The following is a 20634-nucleotide window of genomic DNA, read 5'->3' as shown; positions in this document are numbered from 1 at the left end:
AATCCCCCGAGGTGCGGTATCGCTTCCCGACGCCCAGGTCATCGAGTCCGTGCCGGGCAGCGCCCGGGCCGTGAGCCCCGTGCCTGCCCGCGCCCCGGCCGGAGACCGGGCGCTCGCCGACGCCCCGGCCAGGGCCGGGCGGGCTGACCTGGCCTGTCGGCCGGCTCCCTGCCCCGCGGGTCAACTCCTCCTGCCGCGGCCCCTTCGACGAGCCCTCTCACCCTCGCCTCACACCACCACGCCGTCCACCTGCATCGTCTGCACCGCCCCCGCCGCGAAGGGCACCGCGAGGGTCTTGCCGGTCAGGTGGGTGTCCGAATGGGGTGTGTAGAGGTCGCCGCCGCCGGAGGTCAGGGTGTTCCAGCGGGGGACCAGGCCGCCCGTGCCGCCGGTGACCGTGGTGAAACGGGAGAGGTCGAAGGTCAGGGTCTGGGCCGACGTGGCCTTGTTGGCCGCGACGATCACCAGGCGCTTCGCCGTCGCGTCGTACGCCGCCACCGCGTAGTCCACGCCCGTGTCCACGATCGTCATCCCCGGGCGGATGTGGCGGCTGAACTGGGCCATCACATAGAGCTTCGTCTCCACCGCGCCGGCCGTCAGGGTGCTCGCGTCGTACTTGATCATGCCCCAGCCCGCCGTGGGGTCCATCACCTGCCAGTAGACCCAGGCCGTCGGGTGCAGCCAGCGGAAGTCGAGGAGGAGGTTGCTCGCCAGGGTCAGTCCGGTGCCGTCACCGTCGCCGTACTCGGAGTTCCACAGCGCCTTGCCGGAGGAGGTCACGGCATCCGTGTAGAGGAGGTCCCGGCGGCCGCCCGAACCCTGGTAGCCGTGCACGTTGACCCGGTTGACCAGGCCCTTGGTCGTCGAGCCGAAGGAGTTCCACGTCGTACGGGCCAGGTCGTAGCTCGTCTCGTCCGACGCGGAGATCTTGGTGCCCGTCAGGCCCCGCTTGTCCAACTCGCCGCGCAGATAAGGAAGTACGGCCGACTGGACGGACGCGTCCATGTGACAGCCCTCCTGCGTGCCGGTGGACGTCCACCAGCTGGAGGCGGGCTCGTTGAACGCCTCCACGGTGGCGAAGTTCACACCCCAGTTCGTCTTCGCGTAGAGCGCGACCGCCGCGAGGTGGGAGGCGTGCTGGCGGTAGTTCCAGGACTGGAGGTTGTTGCCCCCGCCGGACGCACCCGACGGGTTGTGGTTCAGACACATCCACCACATCGGGGAGTTGGCGAACAGCTCGCTCGACGCGCCGCGTGCCGTCGCCTTGGTGAGGGCGGCGCGCTGGGTGGCGTCCGCCGTCCATTTCCAGGCCGACGACGTCGGGTCCTCGTTGTTCCAGTCCTGCCAGTAGCCCTCGATCTGCTTGAAGGAGGGGATGTTGGCGGAGGCGGTCATACTTTCGCCGCCCACGGTGTTCCAGCTGCACGCGCCGAGGTTGTAGCGGGCGATGGTCATACCCAGGCCGGGGCGTGAAGCGCCGTTGTACGTGGTCGACTTCGTGGTGAAGAAGAGGTCGGCGAAGTCGTCGCGGGCACCGAAGACGTTGGCCCACCACGCCAGAGAAGTGCCCCAGCCCTCCCATTTCCCGTACGTCGTGGCGGGGTTGACGGCGATCGTCGCGTCCGCGCGGGCGGTGCCCGTCGCCAGGGCGCTGCCGAGGGCCGTACCGCCCGCGGCGGCCAGAAGTGTTCTGCGTCGGATCATGGCTGGCTTCTCCGTCCGTCTGAAGCGCAACTGCCGGTCGTCCCACCGGAGTTGGCCGTCGGATTACGACTCGACTTCGACTCGGCCGCCGGCTCGTCCCCACCGGCGCTCGCCCGTCCCGCTGATGCCATCAGGAAGCATCGGGTGTGGCGTGTGGGGTTGTCGAGAGTTGTGACAGCCCTTTCTAAAACCAGTGGAGGAAGCAGTCACGGATGCGGCGGCTCCTCTGGGGAGAGTTCCGTCGTGGGGGTCCCGCTTCGTCGGGCGCGGGGGCGTCGTCGCGTACGAAAGCCGCGCGGGGCTGGTGAGTTGGCGGGGTGCCGCCTATCGTGCGGCCCGGCGAAGGGGGCGTAGGGATGCGAGCTCCGGGGATCGTGCACCACGGCACGCGGCGACGACGGGCCGTGTACCGGCGCGCGGTCTGGAGCGGCGCCGAGGTGCTCGTCACCGTCGGAGTGGTGCTGCTCCTCCTGGTCGTGCACCAGATGTGGTGGACCAACCGGCAGGCGCGGCACAACGCGGAGCGCAAGGTGCAGGCGCTGGAGCGGGAGTGGGGGAACCCGGCTCCGGGGAGTGCCGACCCCGGCACGAGCACCGGTCCCGGCACGGAGGAGAGCGGGGAGGGGAAGGGCGAGCCGGGGCAGACCGGTGCCGGGGGCGGCGGGCGGTCCGCCGGACAGTCCTCCTCGTCCGCTTCCGGGCGGGCCGGGGCCGACAGCGGCCGGACGCGGCCCCGTTGGTCCCAGGCCTACGCCGTCCTCGGCATTCCCCGGCTCTCCCTCCGGGTGCCCGTCGCCGAGGGTGTCAGCAAGCCGGACGTCCTCAACAAGGGCTATGTCGGCCACTACAAGGGCACCCAACAGCCGGGTCAGGCAGGGAACTTCGCGCTCGCCGGGCACCGGAACACGCACGGGGAGCCCTTCCGGTACCTCCCGAGGCTCCGGCGCGGCGACACGATCACCGTCGAGACGAAGGCCGCCGTCTACACGTACACCGTCGACCGGACGCTCTCGCGCACCTCCCCGCGGGACGGAGGGGTGATCCGCCCGGTGCCCCGCAGCACCGTCCGGCCGTCGTACGGGTACAGCGAGCCCGGGTACTACATCACGCTCACGACCTGCACCCCCGAGTACACCTCCACGTACCGCATGGCGGTGTGGGGGAAGCTCACCGCCATGCGCCCCCGATGACGCACGCCGGGCTCCGGATCCGGGTGACTCGGGCTGGGCCTCGCCGGCCCACACCCGGCACTGTTGCCTCACCGTCGGCTCCAGCGGCCCCCGCTCGGCCCCGTCGGCTCACGCCCGGTCCCGCAGCACCAGCACGCTCGCCGCCGCCAGTGCGGCGAGCCCCGCCGAGACGACGATCGCGATGTCCGCGCCGCGCGCCGGTCCGCCGGTGGAGGTGACGAGGGCGATCGTGAGGGCGACCCCGGCGCACGAACCGATGTAGCGGAAGGTCTGCTGGGCGCCCGAGCCCATCGCGGCGCGGGTCGCGGGCACGGATTCGACGGCGAGCAGTGGCAGCGCGGCGTTGAGCAGGCCGCTGCCCACCCCGGAGATGACGAAGCCCGGGAGCAGACGGGCCCAGGAGCCGGCCCCGACCGCGCCGAGCATCGTCAGGACACCGGCCGCGTGCAGCGCGAAGCCGAGGGCGAGCTGGTGGCGGTGGGAGACCCGGCCGGCGAGACGGCGGGCCTGGAGGGCGACCGTGAACGAGAGACCGGACCACAGCAGGAACAGCCAGGCGGTGTCCATCGCGGAGAGCCCGAGCGTCCGCTGGAGCAGTGCCGGCAGGAAGCTGAACAGACCGATCACCGCGAGGCCCATGAAGAGCCCGCCCGCCGACGAGGCGAGGAAACGGCGGTGGCGGAGCAGACCGAGGTCGATCATGGGCGTCCTGGTGCGGCGTTCGACGGCGACGAACACGGCCATCAGGACGAGAAACGCCGCCAGCAACAGCCCCACGGGCGCGCGCAGCCAGCCGTCGCGGCCCAGCGTCAGCGCGGCCACCAGCGACACCAGCGCCAGGCCGAAGGTCAGCGCCCCCGCGAGGTCGGGGCGGCCGCCGCGGGGTGCGCGGGACTCGGTCAGGGCGCGGGTGCCGAGAAGGGCGACGACCAGGGCGGCGGCGCCCAGGACGGCGTACGCCATCCGCCAGTTCCACCCCGCTATGGCCCCCGCGAGGAGCGGGCCCACCGCGATGCCGCCGCTCACGAACGCGCCCCACACCCCCGTCGCGTGCAGTCGTCCGCGCGGCGTCGGGAAGGCGTGCACGATCAGTCCCAGGCTGCTCGCGAGGATCGCCGCGCTCGCCGCGCCCTGCGCGATGCGGGTCAGGGTGAACAGCCAGGTCGAGCCCGCGAGCGCGCCGAGGGCGGTGGTGACGCCGAGCGCGACGGTGCCGGCCAGGAAGATCCGGCGGCGGCCGTAGTCGTCCGCGAGACTCCCCGCGACCAGGAGCAGCGCGGCCAGGCCCAGCGGGGTGCCGTTGAGCAGCCAGGCCTGGGCGGAGACCGAGGTGTGCAGCGCGGCCGCGGTGTCGGGGAGCGTGACCATCGGGGCCGTGTACGTCATCAGGGCCACGGCGGTGGCGGCACTGGTCAGGGCGAGGGTCGGAGTGGCCCGCGGAGAGCTTTCCGCGGGGGTTGCGACCGAGGACGCCGACGCCGGAGAGGGCGCGGAGGTCGAACCGGCCGGCGGGGTCGAGATCACGGTGCCCCCGGAGGACGCGGTGGCGTGGTCGGGCTGTGTGCTGGTGTCGGTCCGGTCGAGCCGGGTCATGGCCTGCCCCTTCGAAACGGCGGAACATCCGTACGGTGCCGCAGTAGGTTCGGTCATTGAACCTACCGCTGGGGTAGACCGTAACACCTGAGGTTCGTTCACTGAACCAACATGTCGGAAAGTGGCTACAGTGGGGTCATGGCTCTGGGCAAGGACTACGCGACGCAGGAGTGCTCGATCGCCCGCGCGCTGGAGATCGTCGGCGAGCGCTGGACGCTCCTCGTCGTCCGCGACGCGCTCTACGGCGTACGGCGCTACAACGACTTCCTCGTGCACCTCGGCATCCCGCGCGCCGTGCTCGCGGCGCGCCTCCAGACGCTCACCACCGAGGGCATCCTCGAGAAGCGCCGCTACCAGGAGTCGCCGCCGCGCGACGAGTACGTCCTCACCGATCGCGGTATCGCCCTGTGGCCCACCCTGCGCTCGCTCGGCCTGTGGGGGCGCGAGCACTTCGACGAGACCCGCCTGCGTTACTTCCGGCACGCCGCCTGCGGCACGGAGCTCGGCCCGTACGGCGAATGCCCCGCCTGCGCCATGGTCGTGCCCGTCCCCGACGTCGAGATGACACCGGGCCCCGGACTCGACCGGGACCCGGCGGATCCGGTCAGCCGGGCCCTGCTGGGGCCGAGGCGGCTGCTGGAGCCGATCGAGACGGACTCCCAGAAGCAGGCAGGGGCGGTCACCCGGAAGCCTGCCGGAGCGGGCCATCGGGAGTCGGCCGGAGCGGGCCATCGGGAGTCGGCCGGAACGGACCGGCGGGAGCCCGCCGGAACCGATCACCGGGAGCCCGCCGGAACCGATCACCGGGAGCCCGCCGGAACCGATCACCGGGAGTCGGTCGGAACGGATCACTGAGACGCGGCCGGAATCGCCCACCGAGACGCGGCGGGAACGGACCGGCGGGAGTCGGCCGGGGTGGACCGGCGGGAGCCCGTCGGAACCGATCACCGGGAGTCGGCCGGGGTGGACCGGCGGGAGCCCGTTGGAACCGATCACCGGGAGGCCCGCCGGAACCGATCACCGGGGTTCGGTCGGAACCGTCCACCGGGACGCGGTGGGAACGGACCGGGGAGAGGCGGCCGGGGCCGATTCCCGGGGGTCGGTCGAGAGGCATCCTGTATAACGAACGGAAGGGCACGCGCACCACGTACGAGAGGAGGGGGAGCCGATGATCCGGACCTGGGCCGACGCCCGCCCCGCCGGCGTACTGCTGCTCCTGCTCCTCGAGGTCGCCCTGCTCGACACCGGCAGCCTCACCGCCACCGTCGCGCTCGCCGCCACCGCCGCGGCCGGGTCCGCCTTCGCCGCCTGCTCCCTCATCGTGTCGCGCTGCGCGCCCGCCGTGCCGCCCACCCGGGTGCGCACGGCCATCCGCGACCGCGCCCGCCGCACGGCCTTCCTGCCACAACGCGATCCGGACGCCAGCGGCCGGCCGCGGCCCAGGGCCCCCGGACACGCCCTCCAGGCGACCGCGTAGGGCACCCCTTCGGCTCTCCACCCCCGGTGACTCTCCACCCGGGGTGGGCTCTCCGTCCCAGGTGACCCCGCGCGGGTCGTCATGCCGCGTTCCGTCATCCCGGCACGACGAGACCCCCGGAGGGCTCACCCATGTCCACGTTCATGTCCGCTTTCGCGCACTTGGTCGAGCGGTTCGCCGACCTGCTCCAGCCGTTGTTCCACGCCTCGGCGGCCGCTGCCGCGATCGTCCTGTTCACCGCGCTCGTACGACTGCTCGTGCACCCCCTGTCGCGAGCGGCGGCGCGGGGACAGCGGGCCCGCGCGGCGCTTCAGCCGCAGATCGCCCAGCTGCGCAAGAAGCACGGGAAAGACCCCGAGAAACTCCAGAAGGCGCTGATGGAGCTGCACGCCGAGGAGAAGGTGTCGCCGCTCTCCGGGTGCCTGCCCAGCCTGCTCCAGATGCCGGCCTTCTTCCTCCTCTACCACCTGTTCTCCAGCTCGACGATCGGCGGCGGGACCAACGCCCTGCTCGGGCACACGCTGTCCGCCGCACCGCTCGGGGGCCGCTGGGCGGACGCGCTCGGCGGCGGCGGGCTCTTCGGGCCGGCCGGCCTCGTCTATCTGGCCCTCTTCGCCGTCGTCGCGGCCGTGGCCACCTTCAACTACCTCCGGACGAAGCGCATGACCGCCGCGGCGCCCGTGGTGGGCGACGGCGAGCAGGTGCCCGGGCTCGCCTCGGTCACCAAGCTCATGCCGTTCATGTCCTTCTTCACGCTGTTCACCGTGGCCGTCGTGCCGCTGGCGGCCGCGCTGTACGTGGTGACCAGTACGACCTGGAGCGCGGTGGAGCGGGCGGTGCTCTACCGGGACATGCCGGGGGCCGCGCCCGCGACCGCGGCCGTCGTCTGACGGGGCTTCGCGCGCAGACCGGGCGCAGGCATGGGCGGTCCAGTCCGTGAACGGGGTCTTGCGGACTGGACAGCGAGCTTGGAGGATCGACCAGTCCTCCGATGGCTGCACCCGTCGGTCGACGGCCCGCGATCGAGGGAGATGGTGACCATGAAGCTGCTGCGAGTCGGTACGGCCGGGGCGGAGCGGCCCGCGTTGCTCGACACCGAGGGGACCCTGCGGGATCTGTCGGGCGTCGTCGCCGACATCGACGGGGCGCTGCTCGCCGACGGCGCGGCGCTCGGCCGCGTCCGGTCCGCCGCCGAGGCCGGTGAGCTGCCCGCGCTGGACCCGGCCGGACTGCGCGTCGGACCGCCGCTGGCCCGGATCGGCAAGGTCGTGTGCATCGGGCTCAACTACCACGACCACGCCCGCGAGACCGGCGCCGAGGCGCCCGCCGAGCCGGTGATCTTCTTCAAGGCCGCGGACACCGTGGTCGGGCCGAACGACACCGTGCTCGTACCGCGCGGGTCGGTGAAGACCGACTGGGAGGTCGAGCTGGCGGTCGTCATCGGCCGTACCGCCCGCTACCTGGAGTCCGGGGAGGAGGCACTCGCCCATGTCGCCGGGTACGCGGTGGCGCACGACGTCTCCGAGCGCGAGTTCCAGATCGAGCGGGGCGGCACCTGGGACAAGGGCAAGAACTGCGAGACGTTCAACCCGCTGGGTCCGTGGCTGGTGACAGCGGACGAGGTCCCGGACCCGCAGGCGCTGTCGCTGAAGCTCTGGGTGAACGGTGAGCTGAAGCAGGACGGCACGACGGCCGAGCAGATCTTCCCGGTGGCCGAGGTCGTCCGCTACGTGAGCCAGTTCATGACGCTGTACCCCGGCGACGTCATCAACACCGGTACGCCGGCCGGGGTGGCGCTCGGACAGCCCGAGCCGAAGCCGTTCCTGCGGGCCGGTGACGTGGTGGAGCTGGAGATCGCGGGGCTGGGGCGGCAGCGGCAGGAACTCAAGAACGCGTAAGCGCTCCGCTTGGTCTGCGGTTGGGGTCCGCGGGGGCGGGGGTGTGCTGTCCGCCTCGGGCCCGCTGTGGCTGGTCGCGCCGTTCCTCGCGCCCCCTTGGGGGTTCTGGTGTCCGCTTTCGGCTGCGGGTGCGTCGTGGCTGGTCGCGCAGTCCCTCGCGCCCCTGACGGGGCTCTGGTGGCCGTTGTGGTCGGTCGCGTAGTTCCTCGCGCCCCTGGACTGGGCTGCCGTCCTTGGTGATCTGCGGGTTCCCCGCGCCCCTTTCAGGGCGCAGGGAACCGGCTTGCTACGCCGAGAGGAACCTCTCCAGGGCCTCGACCACCATCTTGTGGTCCTCGACCTGGGGGAGACCCGAGACGACCACCGTGCCGATGACGCCCGCGTCCGTCACGGCGATCGGGAACGCGCCGCCGTGGGCCGCGTACGTGTCCGGGTCCAGGCGCGAGGACTCCTCGAAGGTCGTGCCCTTGGCGCGGAAGCGGGAGCCGACCAGGAGCGAGGAGCAGCCGTAGCGCTCGACGACGCGGCGCTTGCGGTCGATCCAGGCGTCGTTGTCCGGGGTCGAACCCGGCAGCGCCGCGTGGAAGAGCTGCTGGCCCCCGCGGCGGATGTCGACGGCGACCGGCGCGTTGCGCTCGCGGGCGAGCTCGACGAGAAGCGCGCCGAGGGCCCAGGCGTCGTCGTGGGTGAAGCGGGGGAGCGTCAGACGGCGCTCCTGCCCTTCCAGCTCGGTGATCAGCTCGGTGATCTCCGGTGCGGGCGCGTTCACAGGGACACCACCACTCCCTCGTGGGCGGAGCGGCGGGCCGCCTCCAGGACGTCGAGGGCGGCCGCGGCCTCGTGCGCGGTCACCGGGTTGGGGCCGCCGTCACGGATGGCGGCGGCGACGGCCGCGTAGTACGCCGGGTACGCGCCCGGGACCGTGGGCTCGGGGCGGCCGCCGCCGGTCAACGGGGACTCGCCGGAGCCGACGCGGCCCCACAGGGCCTCCGGCTCGATGCCCCAGTCGGCCGTGGCGCCCGGCCGCTTGCCCTCGCGCAGGTCGGCCTCCTGCGGGTCGAGGCCGTACTTGACATACCCCGCCTGCGAGCCGAGGACGCGGAGGCGCGGGCCGAGCTGCGCGGTCGTCGCGGAGACGTAGAGGTGGGAGCGGACCCCGCTCGTGTGCGTGATCGCGAAGAACGTGTCGTCGTCGGTGAGCGCGCCGGGGCGGCGGATGTCCGACTCCGCGTACACCGAGGCGGCGGGGCCGAAGAGGACGAGCGCCTGGTCGACGAGATGGCTGCCGAGGTCGTAGAGGAGACCTCCGATCTCTGCCGGGTCGCCGGACTCGCGCCAGCCGCCCTTCGGCTGCGGGCGCCAGCGCTCGAAACGCGACTCGAAGCGCCAGACGTCGCCCAGCTCGCCCTCGGCGAGCAGCTTGCGGAGCGTCAGGAAGTCGTTGTCCCAGCGGCGGTTCTGGAAGACGGAGAGCAGCAGGCCGCGGTCGTCGGCCAGGGCGGCCAGCTCGCGGGCCTCGGCGGCCGTACCGGCGATGGGCTTGTCCACGACCACGGGGATGCCGGCCTTCAGGGCGGCGGTCGCGATCGGGACGTGGGTCTTGTTCGGGGTCGCGATGACGATCAGGTCGAGCTCGTCGGCGCGTGCCAGCAGTTCGTCCGGCGTGGCGGCGAAGCGGAGTCCGTCGCCGAACTCGGCGCGGGCCTGCGCCTGGCGCTCCGGTTGGGAGGTGACGACCGTGTCGAGGGCGAGGCCCTCGGTCGTGGCGATCAGCGGGGCGTGGAAAACGGAACCCGCGAGGCCGTAGCCGACGAGACCCACGCGGAGGGGCGTACCAGTCATGCCTGTCATGCGTCCTACTTTCGCAACGCTGTTGCCAAAGTGCAAGCGCGGGGGACAATGGGTGATGTGAACAGGACCAAAGTGGGTGGGGCCGGGGTGTCGGGGATCCCAGGGAATCAAGGTGTTCCCGGAAATCCGGGAACCGTCGCGGGTGCCGGGGCGGCCGGGGTGAACCTGCCCGCCCTGCGCAGTCACAACGCCGCGCTGGTGCTCGATCTGCTGCGCACGGCGGGGGCCGCCGGCATCAGCCGCCTCGAACTCGCCGAGCGGACCGGACTGACCCCGCAGGCCGTCAGCAAGATCACCGCGCGGCTGCGGGCGGACGGTCTCGCGACGGAGGCGGGGCGCCGCGCGTCCACGGGCGGCAAACCCCGTACGGTGCTGCGGCTCGTGCCCGAGGCGGGGCACGCGGTCGGGCTGCACCTCGACCGGGACGAGCTGACCGTGGTGCTCTGCGATCTCACCGGGGCCGTGGTGGCCGAGCGGCGCGCACCGCTGGACCTGGGAGCCGGGGCCGACGCGGTGGTCGATGGGGCGGCCGGGGAGGTCTCGGCCCTGCTCGGCGGCGTGGCGCCGCTGGGTGTGGGGGTCGCGCTGCCGGGGCCGCTCGATCACACCTCGGGGGTGCTGCACCGGGTCACGGGTTTCCCCGAGTGGGACGGGTTCGCGCTGCGGGACGCGCTGACCGGGCGGCTCGGGCTGCCGGTGGTGGTGGACAAGGACACCAACGCGGCGGCACTCGGCGTCGCGGTGGGGCCCGGCACCGGCGTCGGCTCCGGCTCTTCCGGCGGCGGATCCTTCGCGTATCTGCACCTCGGTACGGGCCTCGGTGCCGGGCTCGTGCTCGGTGGGGTCGTACACCGGGGGACCCGTACCGGGGCCGGGGAGTTCGGGCATCAGGTCATCCAGCTGGACGGGCCGCTGTGCGAGTGCGGGAACCGGGGATGCATCGAGGTGCTGTGTCTGGACGCGGTGGGGCGCGGGACCGTGGCCGAGGCGGCCCGGGTGCTCGGCGCCGGGGCGGCGAATCTGGTGGGGCTGCTGGACATCGACCTCGTCCTGCTGGGCGGGCGCACGGTCGCTGCCCACGAGGAGGTCTTCGTACGTGGCGTCGGCGCCGTCCTTGAGGAACGGGCCCGGCGCGAAGGGGGCGGCGCCGCGGTGCCGGTCCGGGTGGCCCCCGGTGGGGCACGTGGAGTGGCCGAGGGCGCGGCCCAACTCCTGCTGGCCCCGCTGTTCGGCCGGGGAGAGGGCTGAGCGAGGGGGTGCGGGCGGCTCGGCCGGCGGGACGGCCGGGCGGCCGAGGACGTGGGCGGCTCGGCGGCCCGGCCGTCCCACCGGCCCGAGGACGCGGGCAGCTCGGCGAGGAGCTGACCGGGCGGAGGGGCTGTGGGTTGAGCCACGGGGTGCCCTGGCGGAGGGGATCCGGGCTGAGCCACGGAGTGGCCTGGTGGAGGGGATCCGGGCTGAGCCACGGGGTGGTGGCCTGGCGAAGGCTCAGCACTGAGCTCGAGGCATGTCGGCCGGGCTGAGGGGATGTGGGCTCAGTGGGACATGCGGGCGGCCGGGCGCGTGCGGGGATGCGGGTTGGGCCCGAGGCGTGTGGACTGGGCGAGGGGGTGGCGGGCCGAGCAGAGGAGATGGCTGGGCGGAGGGGCGGTGCGGGTCCGGTGATGGGGGTTCGGGCTCGGTGGCGGGGGATGCGGGCCGGGTGAGGGGATCTGTGCGGCCGAACGGGGTGACTCCGGGCGTGGCGGTCCGTCGGTGGGGGTGACGCGTGGCAGGGTCACGAGGCCATTGCCCGGTACCGACTGACGCTTTCGATCCTCCCGATCCCCGCCACCCTCCGATCGGCCAAAGGCTCCTCATGCGACTGCGTACGTCCCACCCGCTCGCCCCGACCGCCCTCGCCCCGACGGCTCTCGCCCTGTGCGTGACGCTCACGCCGACCCCGGCGCACGCGCTGGAACCCCGGCCCGCCTGCGTCTCGTCCGACACCCGCGACTTCCCGATCAAGACCCGTATCCACGGTGGTCCCGACGCCTATGAGGCCGGCGGCGGCTTCGGGACCTGGTACATCGACCTCACCAACACCACGGCGCACACCTGCGGTGCGATCCATCCGGTGGTCGTCCTCGTCGACGCGAAGCGGACGCTGCGGCCGGAGCAGGCACGGCTGGAGTTCTACGAGGGGGAGCGGACGCACGCGGTGACGTTCGTACGGAGCGACGAGGACGAGAACGTGGGGCCGTTCGACGACGGTTTCCCCGGGTTCACCGTGGCGCCCGGCCGCACCCTCACCGTGAAGGTGCGGCTCTCCCTGACCGCCGGCGCGACCGCGCCGAACACCGTCGTCGCGAACGCGGCCGTCGTGCAGCGGCACGAGGACGACGGCGACTGGGTGGGGGAGTCGAACGACTACCGGTTCCGCGTCGAGGACGACGGCACGGGCAAGAGCGAGGAGACGGGCGAGGAGGCGGGCAAGGAGACGGGCGAGGACGTGGGCGGCGCCGCGACCACCGGTACCGACGCCGGTGCCAGTGCCGGCACGGGCATTCCGAGCGGCGGGACCGGCAGCGGGACGACCGTCGGCGGGACCGCGGGGACCGGTGCGGCGGCGCCGTCCGCCGACCAGCTGGCCAGCACCGGACCCGGTGCCTCGAACCGGCTGGGACTGGCCGCGCTCGCGCTCACCCTGCTCGCCTCCGGAGCCGGACTTCTCGCCCTGGCACGACGGGTGCGTCCGCGCCGGCCCTGACACCTGACAGCCGCCCGCGAGACGGTGCGTCAATCGCTCCGCGAGCGCTGCTTGCCCGAAGGGAAGCTGCGGTGGCAGGGGCGCGGCACGGTGGTCGCCGGTCCCGAGCCGGAGCAGCCGCTGTCGCCGGCGAGCGGTACTGGGAGTCGACGGCGTATCGGTCGGGCCGGTCCGGCCCGGCCGGGCCGGGATCACGCCGCCCTGACTAGGCTGGGGGCGTCGGCACAGCGTCGTTCCGGCGCCCCCGGATCGAGTGCGTACGTACGCCAGGACGGCAGGAGACCCCGTACATGTCAGAGCGCAAGCCCATCGAGTCGTGGCTCACCGACATGGACGGTGTCCTCATCCACGAAGGTGTGCCGATCCCCGGCGCCGACGCGTTCATCAAGAAACTGCGGGAGTCGGGAAGGCCGTTCCTGGTCCTGACCAACAACTCGATCTACACGGCCCGCGACCTGCACGCCAGGCTCCGGCGCATGGGCCTGGACGTGCCCGTCGAGAACATCTGGACCTCCGCCCTCGCCACGGCCAAGTTCCTGGACGACCAGCGGCCCGGTGGCACGGCGTACGTCATCGGCGAGGCGGGCCTGACCACCGCGCTGCACGACATCGGGTACGTCCTGACGGACCACGAACCGGACTATGTGGTCCTCGGGGAGACCCGTACCTACTCCTTCGAGGCCATGACGAAGGCGGTCCGGCTGATCAAGGGCGGCGCCCGGTTCATCGCCACCAACCCGGACGAGACCGGCCCGTCCACCGAGGGACCGCTGCCCGCCACCGGAGCGGTCGCCGCGCTGATCACCAAGGCCACCGGCAAGCAGCCCTACTTCGCGGGCAAGCCGAACCCGCTGATGATGCGGACCGGGCTGAACGCCATCGGCGCGCACTCGGAGACGAGCGCGATGATCGGCGACCGCATGGACACCGACGTCCTGGCCGGTCTGGAGGCGGGGATGCAGACCTTCCTCGTCCTGACCGGACTGACCACGCCGGAGGAGATCGAGCGCTACCCGTACCGGCCGTCGAAGATCGTCGACTCGATCGCGGATCTCGTCGACCGCGTCTGAATCCCGGAGCGCGCCGAGCGGATCCGAAACCCGCACCGCCGCGGACTGACCCGTACGGAGCAGCGGCGGCCCCCTGAAGATGCGGGCCGCCGCCCCGAGGGGGAGTCTCCAGATATCTGGAGGTTTCACGATGCGCTCAATGCGACTCACTCTCTGTGCCGGGGCGGTGGTCGCGGCCGCGTTCACGCCCGCCGCGTACGCGGCCGACGCGGGACCGGCCGGTATCTCCGTGACACCCGTGTCCCCCGGCCCCGGCAGCGACATCCAGTTGCGGGTCATGGGCTGCGCGGGCCGGACGGGCACCGCGACGTCGGAAGCGTTCGTCTCGGACGCACGGCTGACCGGCGGGGGCGGCGGCGGACTGACCGGGGAGACCCGCGTCCGTACCTCGCTCCACCCCGGCAGCTACGGCATCGAGGTCGACTGCGACGGCCACTCCGGCCGGGTCAAGGGCACGGTCACCGTCGCGGCGCCGGACTCCGCCCCGGGCGTCTCCCCGCCCGCCTCGCCGATCGCGCCCGTGCACGCGGGTGGCGGCGGCACCGCCCACCTCGCCTCGGTGGACGCCAGGGCGGCCGGACCCGGCACCAAGCAGGCCGTGGTCGGCCTGGTCCTCGCGGGCGTCGCCGCGGCCGCCGTGGCGGTCCGCAGCGCGCGCCGGGGCCACGACAGCCGCGACTGACATGGCCGAACGGGAGCGTTCCCCGGGCGCCGGCCGCCTGCTGACCGGCGTGGCGTGGCTGGTGCTGCTGCTCGGACTGTGGCTGTGGGGCCGTCAGGTGACGGACCTGCGGCTGGGGATATCCGCGCCGACCACGGGGGACATCGCGGCCGTCGGCCGGCCGCCGGAGGTGCGGCTGCCGCCCGCGCTGAAGCCCCTCGGGAACGCCCGGCCGCAGCGCGTCGACATTCCCTCGATGGGCGTGCAGGCCCCCGTGGTGGCCCGCGGACTCGACCGGCGGGGCGCGATCGATCCGCCGCCGTACGAGCAGCCGGGCGTCGTCGGCTGGTACGCGGCCGGGGCGAAGCCGGGCGCCGCCGGGACCGCGCTGATGGTCGGGCATGTCGACACCGAGACCCGGCCCGCGGTCTTCTACAAGCTCAGCGCCGTCAAGCCCGGCGACACCGTCAGGGTCGTCCGCGACGACGGGACGGTCGCGGAGTTCACCGTGGACGACGTCCAGGTGCTCGCGCGCGACCATTTCGACGCCCAACAGGCTTACGGTGAACGGCAGTCGGGTCGGGCTGAGCTGCGGCTGATCACGTGCGGCGGGACCTTCGACCGGGCCAGCGGCAGCTACACGGCCAACGTGATCGTCTCGGCGTACCTCACGGGGAACGGGCCGTGAGCGGACACGGACGCGGTTACCGGGCCCGGTCGACGACCCGCTCCCCCGAAGCCGCCGACCGGGCTGGTCCTCTACCGCGCGCGCACGGGTTGCGGGAGTAACCCGGCGCCGGCGCGGGAGGTCTGGAGCCCGTCCGCCGGGGCGGGACGGTCGGGCCGGAGCAACCGGCCGGGGCCGCTCGAGGCCACCTGAGAACAGGTGAGCGGCCTGGCCCGGAGGCTGTCCGACGCCAAGTCCGCGACGGGTGATGCCCGCAGATCGGGCGCGGTCGCTCCGGAAGCCTTCCCGGAACGGCGGATGACTATGCGTTGCGTTCGCCCCGGTCCATGGCCCGGTCCGGGACCCGCGCGGCTCGTCCGCGGGGAGCCGGCGCCGGAGCGCTCGCCCGCGGAGGCGGGGCTGTAACAGCTCTCCGACAAGGATCGGGCGGCCTCGTGGGCCGCGCGGCAGGTATGTCACGATTGAGCCTTAGGACGGTGCACCCGAGGGGGAGTTGCATGTACGGCAAGAGGGGTGCCGGGGCACGGGCGTCCACGGCGGTGCTGGGGGCGGCACTGCTGCTCGCGGGGTGTTCCTCCGGGGGCGACGGCGGCAAGGACGAGGGTTCCGGAGCCAAGATCACACAGCAGCCGAAGAACGCGGACCCGTTCTGGGTGAATCCGGACGGGAACGCGGCCGAGCAGGTCGCCGCCTACGCCAGAGCGGGCAAGGACGAGGACGCCGAGCAGATCCGCAAGATAGCCGAGCAGCCCACCGGTGAGTGGATCGGCGCGGAGAACCCGGAGCAGGAGGCGCGTGGCTTCACCGAGGCCGCCGAGAAGGCCGACCGGGCCGCGATCCTCGTCCTGTACAACATCCCGCACCGCGACTGCGGCCAGTTCTCGCAGGGTGGTGCCGCCGACGGCGACGCCTACCGGACCTGGATCGACGGGGTGGCGAAGGGGATCGGGGACCGCCCCGCCACGGTGATCCTGGAACCGGACGCCATCCTGCACCTGGTCAACCAGTGCACTCCGGAGGAGTTCCACGAGGAGCGCTACGACCTCCTCAAGGGCGCCATCGGCAAGCTCAAGTCCCTGAAGAACACGAAGGTGTACCTGGACGCGGGCAACGCGGGCTGGGGTCACCCCGACCAGATCTTCCAGCCGCTGCAGTGGGCGGGCATCGCCGAGGCCGACGGCTTCTCCGTCAACGTCTCCAACTTCTACTCGACCGAGGACTCCGTCGCCTACGGCAAGCAGCTGGCCGCGAAGGTCGCGGGCAAGCATTTCGTCGTCGACACCAGCCGCAACGGCAACGGCCCCTACACGGGCGGCAAGGCCGACGAGAACTGGTGCAATCCGCCGGGCCGCGCGCTCGGCGAGAGCCCGACGACCAAGACCGCCGACCCGCTCGTCGACGCGTATCTGTGGGTCAAGCGGCCGGGCGAGTCGGACGGCACGTGCAAGGGAGGCCCGAAGGCGGGCGAATGGTGGGCGGAGTACGCCCTGAAGCTCGCGAAGGCCTCCGGGTAGCGGCAGTTCACACGCGATGGGGGCGCCCTCCGCTTCTCGCGGAGGGCGCCCCCATCACGTACGCGTGTACAAATGCCTTGGAATCAGGGCACCTTGACCCACTGAGCCTTGCTCGGGGTGCCCTGGTCGTCCGTCACGAACAGCATGTACCAGCCGGACTCGACGAGATTCCGGTTCTTCGGCACCGTCACCGAGATCCCGGTCTTCGTCTTCTTGAAGTCCAGGGCGATGGACCGCTGGTCGACATCGGTGACATGCGTGGACGCGCTCGGCCGGATCAGCCGGGCCGTCTTGATGGACGAGGTGTGCGCCGAGGTGAAGTCCGCCGAGGCGCCGCGGGCGATCGTCTTCGGTCCGCCGGACAGCGAGGGCCGCGAATCCCGGTAGAGGTACGGCGGCGTGTAGATCTCGATGCGCTGCTCGAAGGTGGCCGGCTTCGTGTTGGCCTTGTCCGCGTAGAGCGAGTTGGAGCCGAAGAACATCACGCGCCCGTCGGGCAGCAGGATCGAGCCCGAGTGGTAGTTGCGGCCCACCAGCGGGTCGGCCACCCGGTCGAAGCTGTTCGACCCGGGGTTGTAGATCCGCGCCTGGAGGATGTTGGAGTCGCCCCGCCCGCGGTAGTCCTCGGAGCCGCCGGACACCAGGACGGTGTCGTCGGGCAGGATCGAGGACTGCGGGTAGCGGGTGCCCTTCTCCAGCTCGGGCCCGTCCACGAACTTCGGATTCTTGTCCAGGAGGCCGATCAGCCGGGTCTTCTTGCTGGACAGCTTGGACTCGCCGACCCCGCCGCCGCCGATCACCATGTACTTCTCGTCCTGCGCGGGCGGAAGCAGGACGGTGCCGGACGTCTCCATCATGTTCGGGTCGCTCAGGCCCTTGAGCTTGCTGAACTTGTTGCTCTCCAGGTCCCAGACGCCGGGGTCGCGGCCCACGTCGTCGGGGCCGTAGCCGGCGTTCGCGCCCGAGTAGAAGAGCTTGCCGTTCTGCATCAGGGATATCGCCGGGTAGGTCGGGAACTGGCGGATGCCCTTGGCGTACGTCCACTTCTTGGTCTTCGGGTCGAAGACCTCGTTCTTGCCCGGGACGAGCTGGCCGATCTCGTCCAGGCCGGAGAGGCTGAGGATCTTGCCGTCGCCGAGAGTGGTCAGCGTCGGGTACCAGCGCGCCTCGTTCATCGGGTCGACCTTGATGTACTTCTCGGCGACCGGATCGAACTCGTAGGCGTCCCGGATGCCCTGGAAGTCCTTCTTGTCCAGGGCGAGCTTCTGGGCGATGCCGTAGGTGTTGCGGGCGTCGGTCCCGGTCAGCCCCTGGACCCGGTAGTTGTCCTGGGTGCCGGTCTCGTGCTTCTGGCCGCTCTGGTGCGCCTCGACATAGATGCGGCCGAGGCCCGGGTCGTTGCGCACGAACGCGCCGGTCGCCTTGTCGAAGACCTTCTTGGCGCGCGGAACGAGCACCGGGTCCTTCGACACGAAGGTCTTGCCGTTCTTCTTCCCGGTGAACTTGGTGCCCGCGGGCAGCGTGATGGGCTTGTCGGGGTTCTCGTTGTGGACGACCATCAGGCCGCCGGCCTTGGTGACGTCGCCCTTCAGCGTCTCGTACCGCTTGGTGCCGCCGGCGATCAGCAGATTGCCGTTGGCGAGCTGAGTGTGTCCCGTGCAGAACAGGTCGGCGGGCGTCGGGATCTTCTTGATCGTGCCCTTGACCGGGTCCCAGATCCGCGTGTCGAACTTCTTCGCGTCGAAGTTGTCCTGGTTGTTGCCCGAGCCCGCGATCAGCAGGATCTTGCCGGTGTGCAGCAGGGCCGCGTGGATCGTGTTGAGCCGGTACTCCTCCGGGAAATCGATGATGTCCCAGTGGCCGTTGGCGGCTTTGTACTCCGGCTTGTTGATCGTGTACTGGTGGTACTTGTTCGTTCCGAAGCGATACAGCCACGGCCCGTTCATTCCGGCCAGCGCGAGCACCACCACCCCGGTTATGCCGAGGCGGCGGGCGCGGCGGCGACGGGCACCGTCTTTCATTTCTTACGTCCCCCAAGGGCGATCTGCATGGTCTGGTCGTTCCCCCCGTTCGCGGCGGCCCAGCTGGGCTTCTGCTGCGCGTGCGGGGCGTGTTGTTCCTGCTGCGGCGCGGGGGCCTGCTGCGGAACGCGGACATCCTCGGGCGCGGCCGGCGGCTTCTTGCGCTCCTGGCGCATGGACCAGCGCCAGGCGAAGATCGGCGAGGCGGTGATCAGCAGGGCGAAGATTCCCCAGGTGATCATCGCGGGGTGGGAGTGCCCGAAGACGAAACCGGCGGTGATCGAGCCGGCGAAGACCAGGATGAAGAACAGGTGGATCCGGAAGGTCCCGAACAGTGTGTCGGGGCTGGCCGAGTCGCCCTTGGGCGTCACCACGAACTTGCTCTTGCGGCGCAGCACGGCGTCCATGAGCGACCGTGCGTAGATCGGTGCGGACAGCGCCGACATCACCATGCCGGCGACACCGCCGGAGCCTTCCGGCTCGTGCGGCGAGACGTTGTGCCGGCGGTTCCAGATGTACAGGCCGATCTGGAGCGCCGAGGCGTTGCCGTACAGCATCAGCCAGACCGTCGGGTCGATGTTCACGCCCGATGCGCCGAGCCCGAGGAACAGGGCGCAGCTCAGCGCCGCGAGGATCCAGTTGAGCGCGGACATCGGATAGAAGATGATCATCATCGTGTAGTTGAAGAGCTTGCCCGGAGGCATCGAGAAGAAGCCCTTCCAGTACTGCTTGAGGATCGTCTCGTAGGTGCCCCGCGACCAGCGCAGCTGCTGGGTGAAGAAGTCCGTCCAGGCGCCAGGACCCTCACCGACGGCCAGCACGTCCGGTGTGTACACGGACTTCCATTTGCGGCCCGTCGCCGGGTTCTTGGCGCGGTGCATCTCGAAGCCGGTCGCCATGTCCTCGGTGATCGAGTCGTACAGGCCGCCGATCTGCTTCAGCGCCTTGATGCGTACGGCGTTGGAGGTGCCCACGAACATCGGGGAGCCGTAGAAGTTGCCCGCCCGCTGGATGAGGGCGTGGAAGAGGAACTGCTGAGACTCCGCGGCCTTGGTGATGGGGTTGTCGTAATTGCCGTACACCTGCGGGCCGATGACGAATCCGACATTCGGGTCGCGGAAGAAGCCGAGCATCCGCTCCAGGTAGTTGGGCAGCGGCACGTGGTCGGTGTCGACCGAGGCGAAGTAGTCGTAGTCGTCGCCATGGGCTTCCAGCCAGGCGTTGTAGTTGCCGTGCTTGGTCTTGGCGCGGTGCGGGCCCTTGGCCTGGTTCCACTTCGCGACGCCCTTGCGGGAGAAGTGGTGCACGCCCAGGCGCGCGCAGACCTCCTTCACCTCGGGGTCGTCGCCCTCGTCGAGGAGCCAGATGTGCAGAAGCCCCCGGTGGCGCAGCTTGACGGCCGCCTCCAGGGTCTTCGTCACCATGGCGAGGGGTTCCTTGCCGGGGACGAAGGAGGTGAGGAAGGCGACTCTCGTGCCGGTTTCGGGCACCACCGGGACCGGGTCGCGGGCGACCAGGGTGGCGTGCGCGTTGGACAGCACGTTCATGCAGCGGAAGAACTCGATCAGGCCGATCGAGACCAGCATCACGATGTCCAGCGCGGGCAGGAAGTCATAGGCGGGATAGTCGCGTTCGGTCCAGTGCTCGGGCTGGAGCAGCCAGCCGAGCAGGACCAGCGAGAGAAGCGGTGCGGCGCCCAGCATCAGGGCCGCGCGTATGCGGTGCGTCTCCTGCGACAGCAGGGAGCGGTACTGCACCTTGTACGGCTTGCCCGGATCGGGCTGCGTGAGGGGTCCCGCGAGTCGGCTGTAGTGCTCGTAGTCGTACCTCGGAAGCGACTTCTTGATCCTGCGGAAGCTGCCCGTCCGGTGCGATGGCACACGGAGCTGGGTCGTCTCCGATCCGTCGAAATCCTGCCGGGCGCCCGTCGGCGTCGACGTCATGAGTCATCCCCCCGCACGCACCGTCGGGTGCGTGTTCGTCGGTTCTTTCGTTCGCTCGGGTCCCCCTCGACCCTCGCGGACACAGTCACTGGCCGGCCGGCGTCACCACATCATTCACACCATATAGACATGGAACTACGGCCTTCCGGTTGCATGATGCCCCCCTCGGCATCGTTCACGAATGGGCCCCCAGCCCCTCGCGGCCGCAACCGGTCCCGCCCCCGCCTGTCTCAACTGCCTTAAATCGACAGACTTTTGAAGCCCAGGGTTCTACG

The 20634-nt window shown here is 71.4% G+C and carries 16 protein-coding genes and 2 pseudogenes; 12 read left to right on the top strand and 6 right to left on the bottom strand.

Annotated elements, in window-relative coordinates:
- Window positions 1–228 precede the first annotated feature (228 nt).
- Window positions 229–1704 carry a beta-1,6-galactanase gene (locus OG788_RS18590; protein WP_406372163.1) on the bottom strand — a complete coding sequence of 492 codons (1476 nt, stop codon included), beginning with the start codon at window positions 1702–1704 and terminating at the stop codon, window positions 229–231.
- Window positions 1705–2060: 356 nt separating this feature from the next.
- Here OG788_RS18590 and OG788_RS18585 point away from each other — a divergent pair, with 356 nt between their 5' ends.
- Window positions 2061–2894: a class E sortase gene (locus OG788_RS18585; protein WP_406372161.1), complete on the top strand. Its 834-nt coding sequence runs from the start codon at window positions 2061–2063 to the stop codon at window positions 2892–2894.
- Window positions 2895–3002: 108 nt separating this feature from the next.
- Here OG788_RS18585 and OG788_RS18580 read toward each other — a convergent pair whose 3' ends face one another.
- Window positions 3003–4487: an MFS transporter gene (locus OG788_RS18580; protein WP_406372160.1), complete on the bottom strand. Its 1485-nt coding sequence runs from the start codon at window positions 4485–4487 to the stop codon at window positions 3003–3005.
- A gap of 138 nt (window positions 4488–4625) precedes the next feature.
- On the opposite strand from OG788_RS18580, the pseudogene OG788_RS18575 reads away from it, so the two are divergent.
- The 4 genes and pseudogenes from OG788_RS18575 to OG788_RS18560 all read left to right on the top strand — a co-directional run.
- Window positions 4626–5144 (top strand): annotated as a pseudogene (locus OG788_RS18575) (winged helix-turn-helix transcriptional regulator); the annotation flags it as partial.
- A gap of 511 nt (window positions 5145–5655) precedes the next feature.
- On the top strand, window positions 5656–5964 hold the full coding sequence (locus OG788_RS18570) for a DUF6412 domain-containing protein (RefSeq protein WP_406372158.1): 309 nt from the start codon (window positions 5656–5658) through the stop codon (window positions 5962–5964).
- A gap of 131 nt (window positions 5965–6095) precedes the next feature.
- A complete protein-coding gene (locus OG788_RS18565; protein WP_406372156.1) occupies window positions 6096–6854 on the top strand; it encodes a YidC/Oxa1 family membrane protein insertase in 759 nt (252 codons plus the stop codon).
- Window positions 6855–7004: 150 nt separating this feature from the next.
- Window positions 7005–7862, top strand: coding sequence for a fumarylacetoacetate hydrolase family protein (locus tag OG788_RS18560; RefSeq protein WP_406372154.1), 858 nt, complete (start codon window positions 7005–7007; stop codon window positions 7860–7862).
- 286 nt (window positions 7863–8148) lie between these two features.
- Here OG788_RS18560 and OG788_RS18555 read toward each other — a convergent pair whose 3' ends face one another.
- Window positions 8149–8631: a heme-degrading domain-containing protein gene (locus OG788_RS18555; RefSeq protein ID WP_406372153.1), complete on the bottom strand. Its 483-nt coding sequence runs from the start codon at window positions 8629–8631 to the stop codon at window positions 8149–8151.
- Entirely contained in the window at window positions 8628–9713 is a 1086-nt protein-coding gene (locus OG788_RS18550; RefSeq protein WP_351541832.1) for a Gfo/Idh/MocA family oxidoreductase, read from the bottom strand. The genes OG788_RS18555 and OG788_RS18550 overlap by 4 nt, the downstream gene beginning before the upstream one ends.
- A gap of 48 nt (window positions 9714–9761) precedes the next feature.
- Between OG788_RS18550 and OG788_RS18545 the strand changes: the two genes are divergently transcribed.
- From OG788_RS18545 to OG788_RS18515, 7 genes and pseudogenes are all read left to right on the top strand, one after another.
- Window positions 9762–10961 (top strand): ROK family protein, encoded by a 1200-nt coding sequence (locus OG788_RS18545; protein ID WP_406372151.1) that lies wholly within the window; start codon window positions 9762–9764, stop codon window positions 10959–10961.
- Window positions 10962–11571: 610 nt separating this feature from the next.
- Window positions 11572–12462 carry a hypothetical protein gene (locus tag OG788_RS18540; RefSeq protein ID WP_406372149.1) on the top strand — a complete coding sequence of 297 codons (891 nt, stop codon included), beginning with the start codon at window positions 11572–11574 and terminating at the stop codon, window positions 12460–12462.
- A 12-nt stretch (window positions 12463–12474) separates the two neighbouring features.
- Window positions 12475–12672: pseudogene (locus OG788_RS18535) on the top strand (GntR family transcriptional regulator); the annotation flags it as partial.
- An 80-nt stretch (window positions 12673–12752) separates the two neighbouring features.
- Window positions 12753–13532, top strand: a complete 780-nt coding sequence (locus OG788_RS18530; protein ID WP_351541829.1) for an HAD-IIA family hydrolase — start codon at window positions 12753–12755, stop codon at window positions 13530–13532.
- 130 nt (window positions 13533–13662) lie between these two features.
- On the top strand, window positions 13663–14214 hold the full coding sequence (locus OG788_RS18525; protein WP_406372147.1) for a hypothetical protein: 552 nt from the start codon (window positions 13663–13665) through the stop codon (window positions 14212–14214).
- A gap of 1 nt (window position 14215) precedes the next feature.
- Entirely contained in the window at window positions 14216–14881 is a 666-nt protein-coding gene (locus tag OG788_RS18520; protein ID WP_406372146.1) for a class F sortase, read from the top strand.
- Between the two features lie 497 nt (window positions 14882–15378).
- The gene (locus OG788_RS18515; protein WP_406372144.1) at window positions 15379–16395 is read left to right on the top strand and encodes a glycoside hydrolase family 6 protein; all 1017 of its coding nucleotides are present in this window, start codon (window positions 15379–15381) and stop codon (window positions 16393–16395) included.
- Window positions 16396–16478: 83 nt separating this feature from the next.
- On the opposite strand, the gene OG788_RS18510 is transcribed toward OG788_RS18515, so the two are convergent.
- Window positions 16479–18416 (bottom strand): galactose oxidase-like domain-containing protein, encoded by a 1938-nt coding sequence (locus tag OG788_RS18510; RefSeq protein ID WP_406372142.1) that lies wholly within the window; start codon window positions 18414–18416, stop codon window positions 16479–16481.
- On the bottom strand, window positions 18413–20359 hold the full coding sequence (locus tag OG788_RS18505; RefSeq protein WP_406372140.1) for a glycosyltransferase family 2 protein: 1947 nt from the start codon (window positions 20357–20359) through the stop codon (window positions 18413–18415). The genes OG788_RS18510 and OG788_RS18505 overlap by 4 nt, the downstream gene beginning before the upstream one ends.
- Window positions 20360–20634: the final 275 nt, after the last annotated feature.

The sequence above is a fragment of the Streptomyces sp. NBC_00647 genome (assembly GCF_045207245.1).
GTDB lineage: Bacteria > Actinomycetota > Actinomycetes > Streptomycetales > Streptomycetaceae > Streptomyces.
This window is presented reverse-complemented; position numbering and strand designations above follow the sequence as displayed.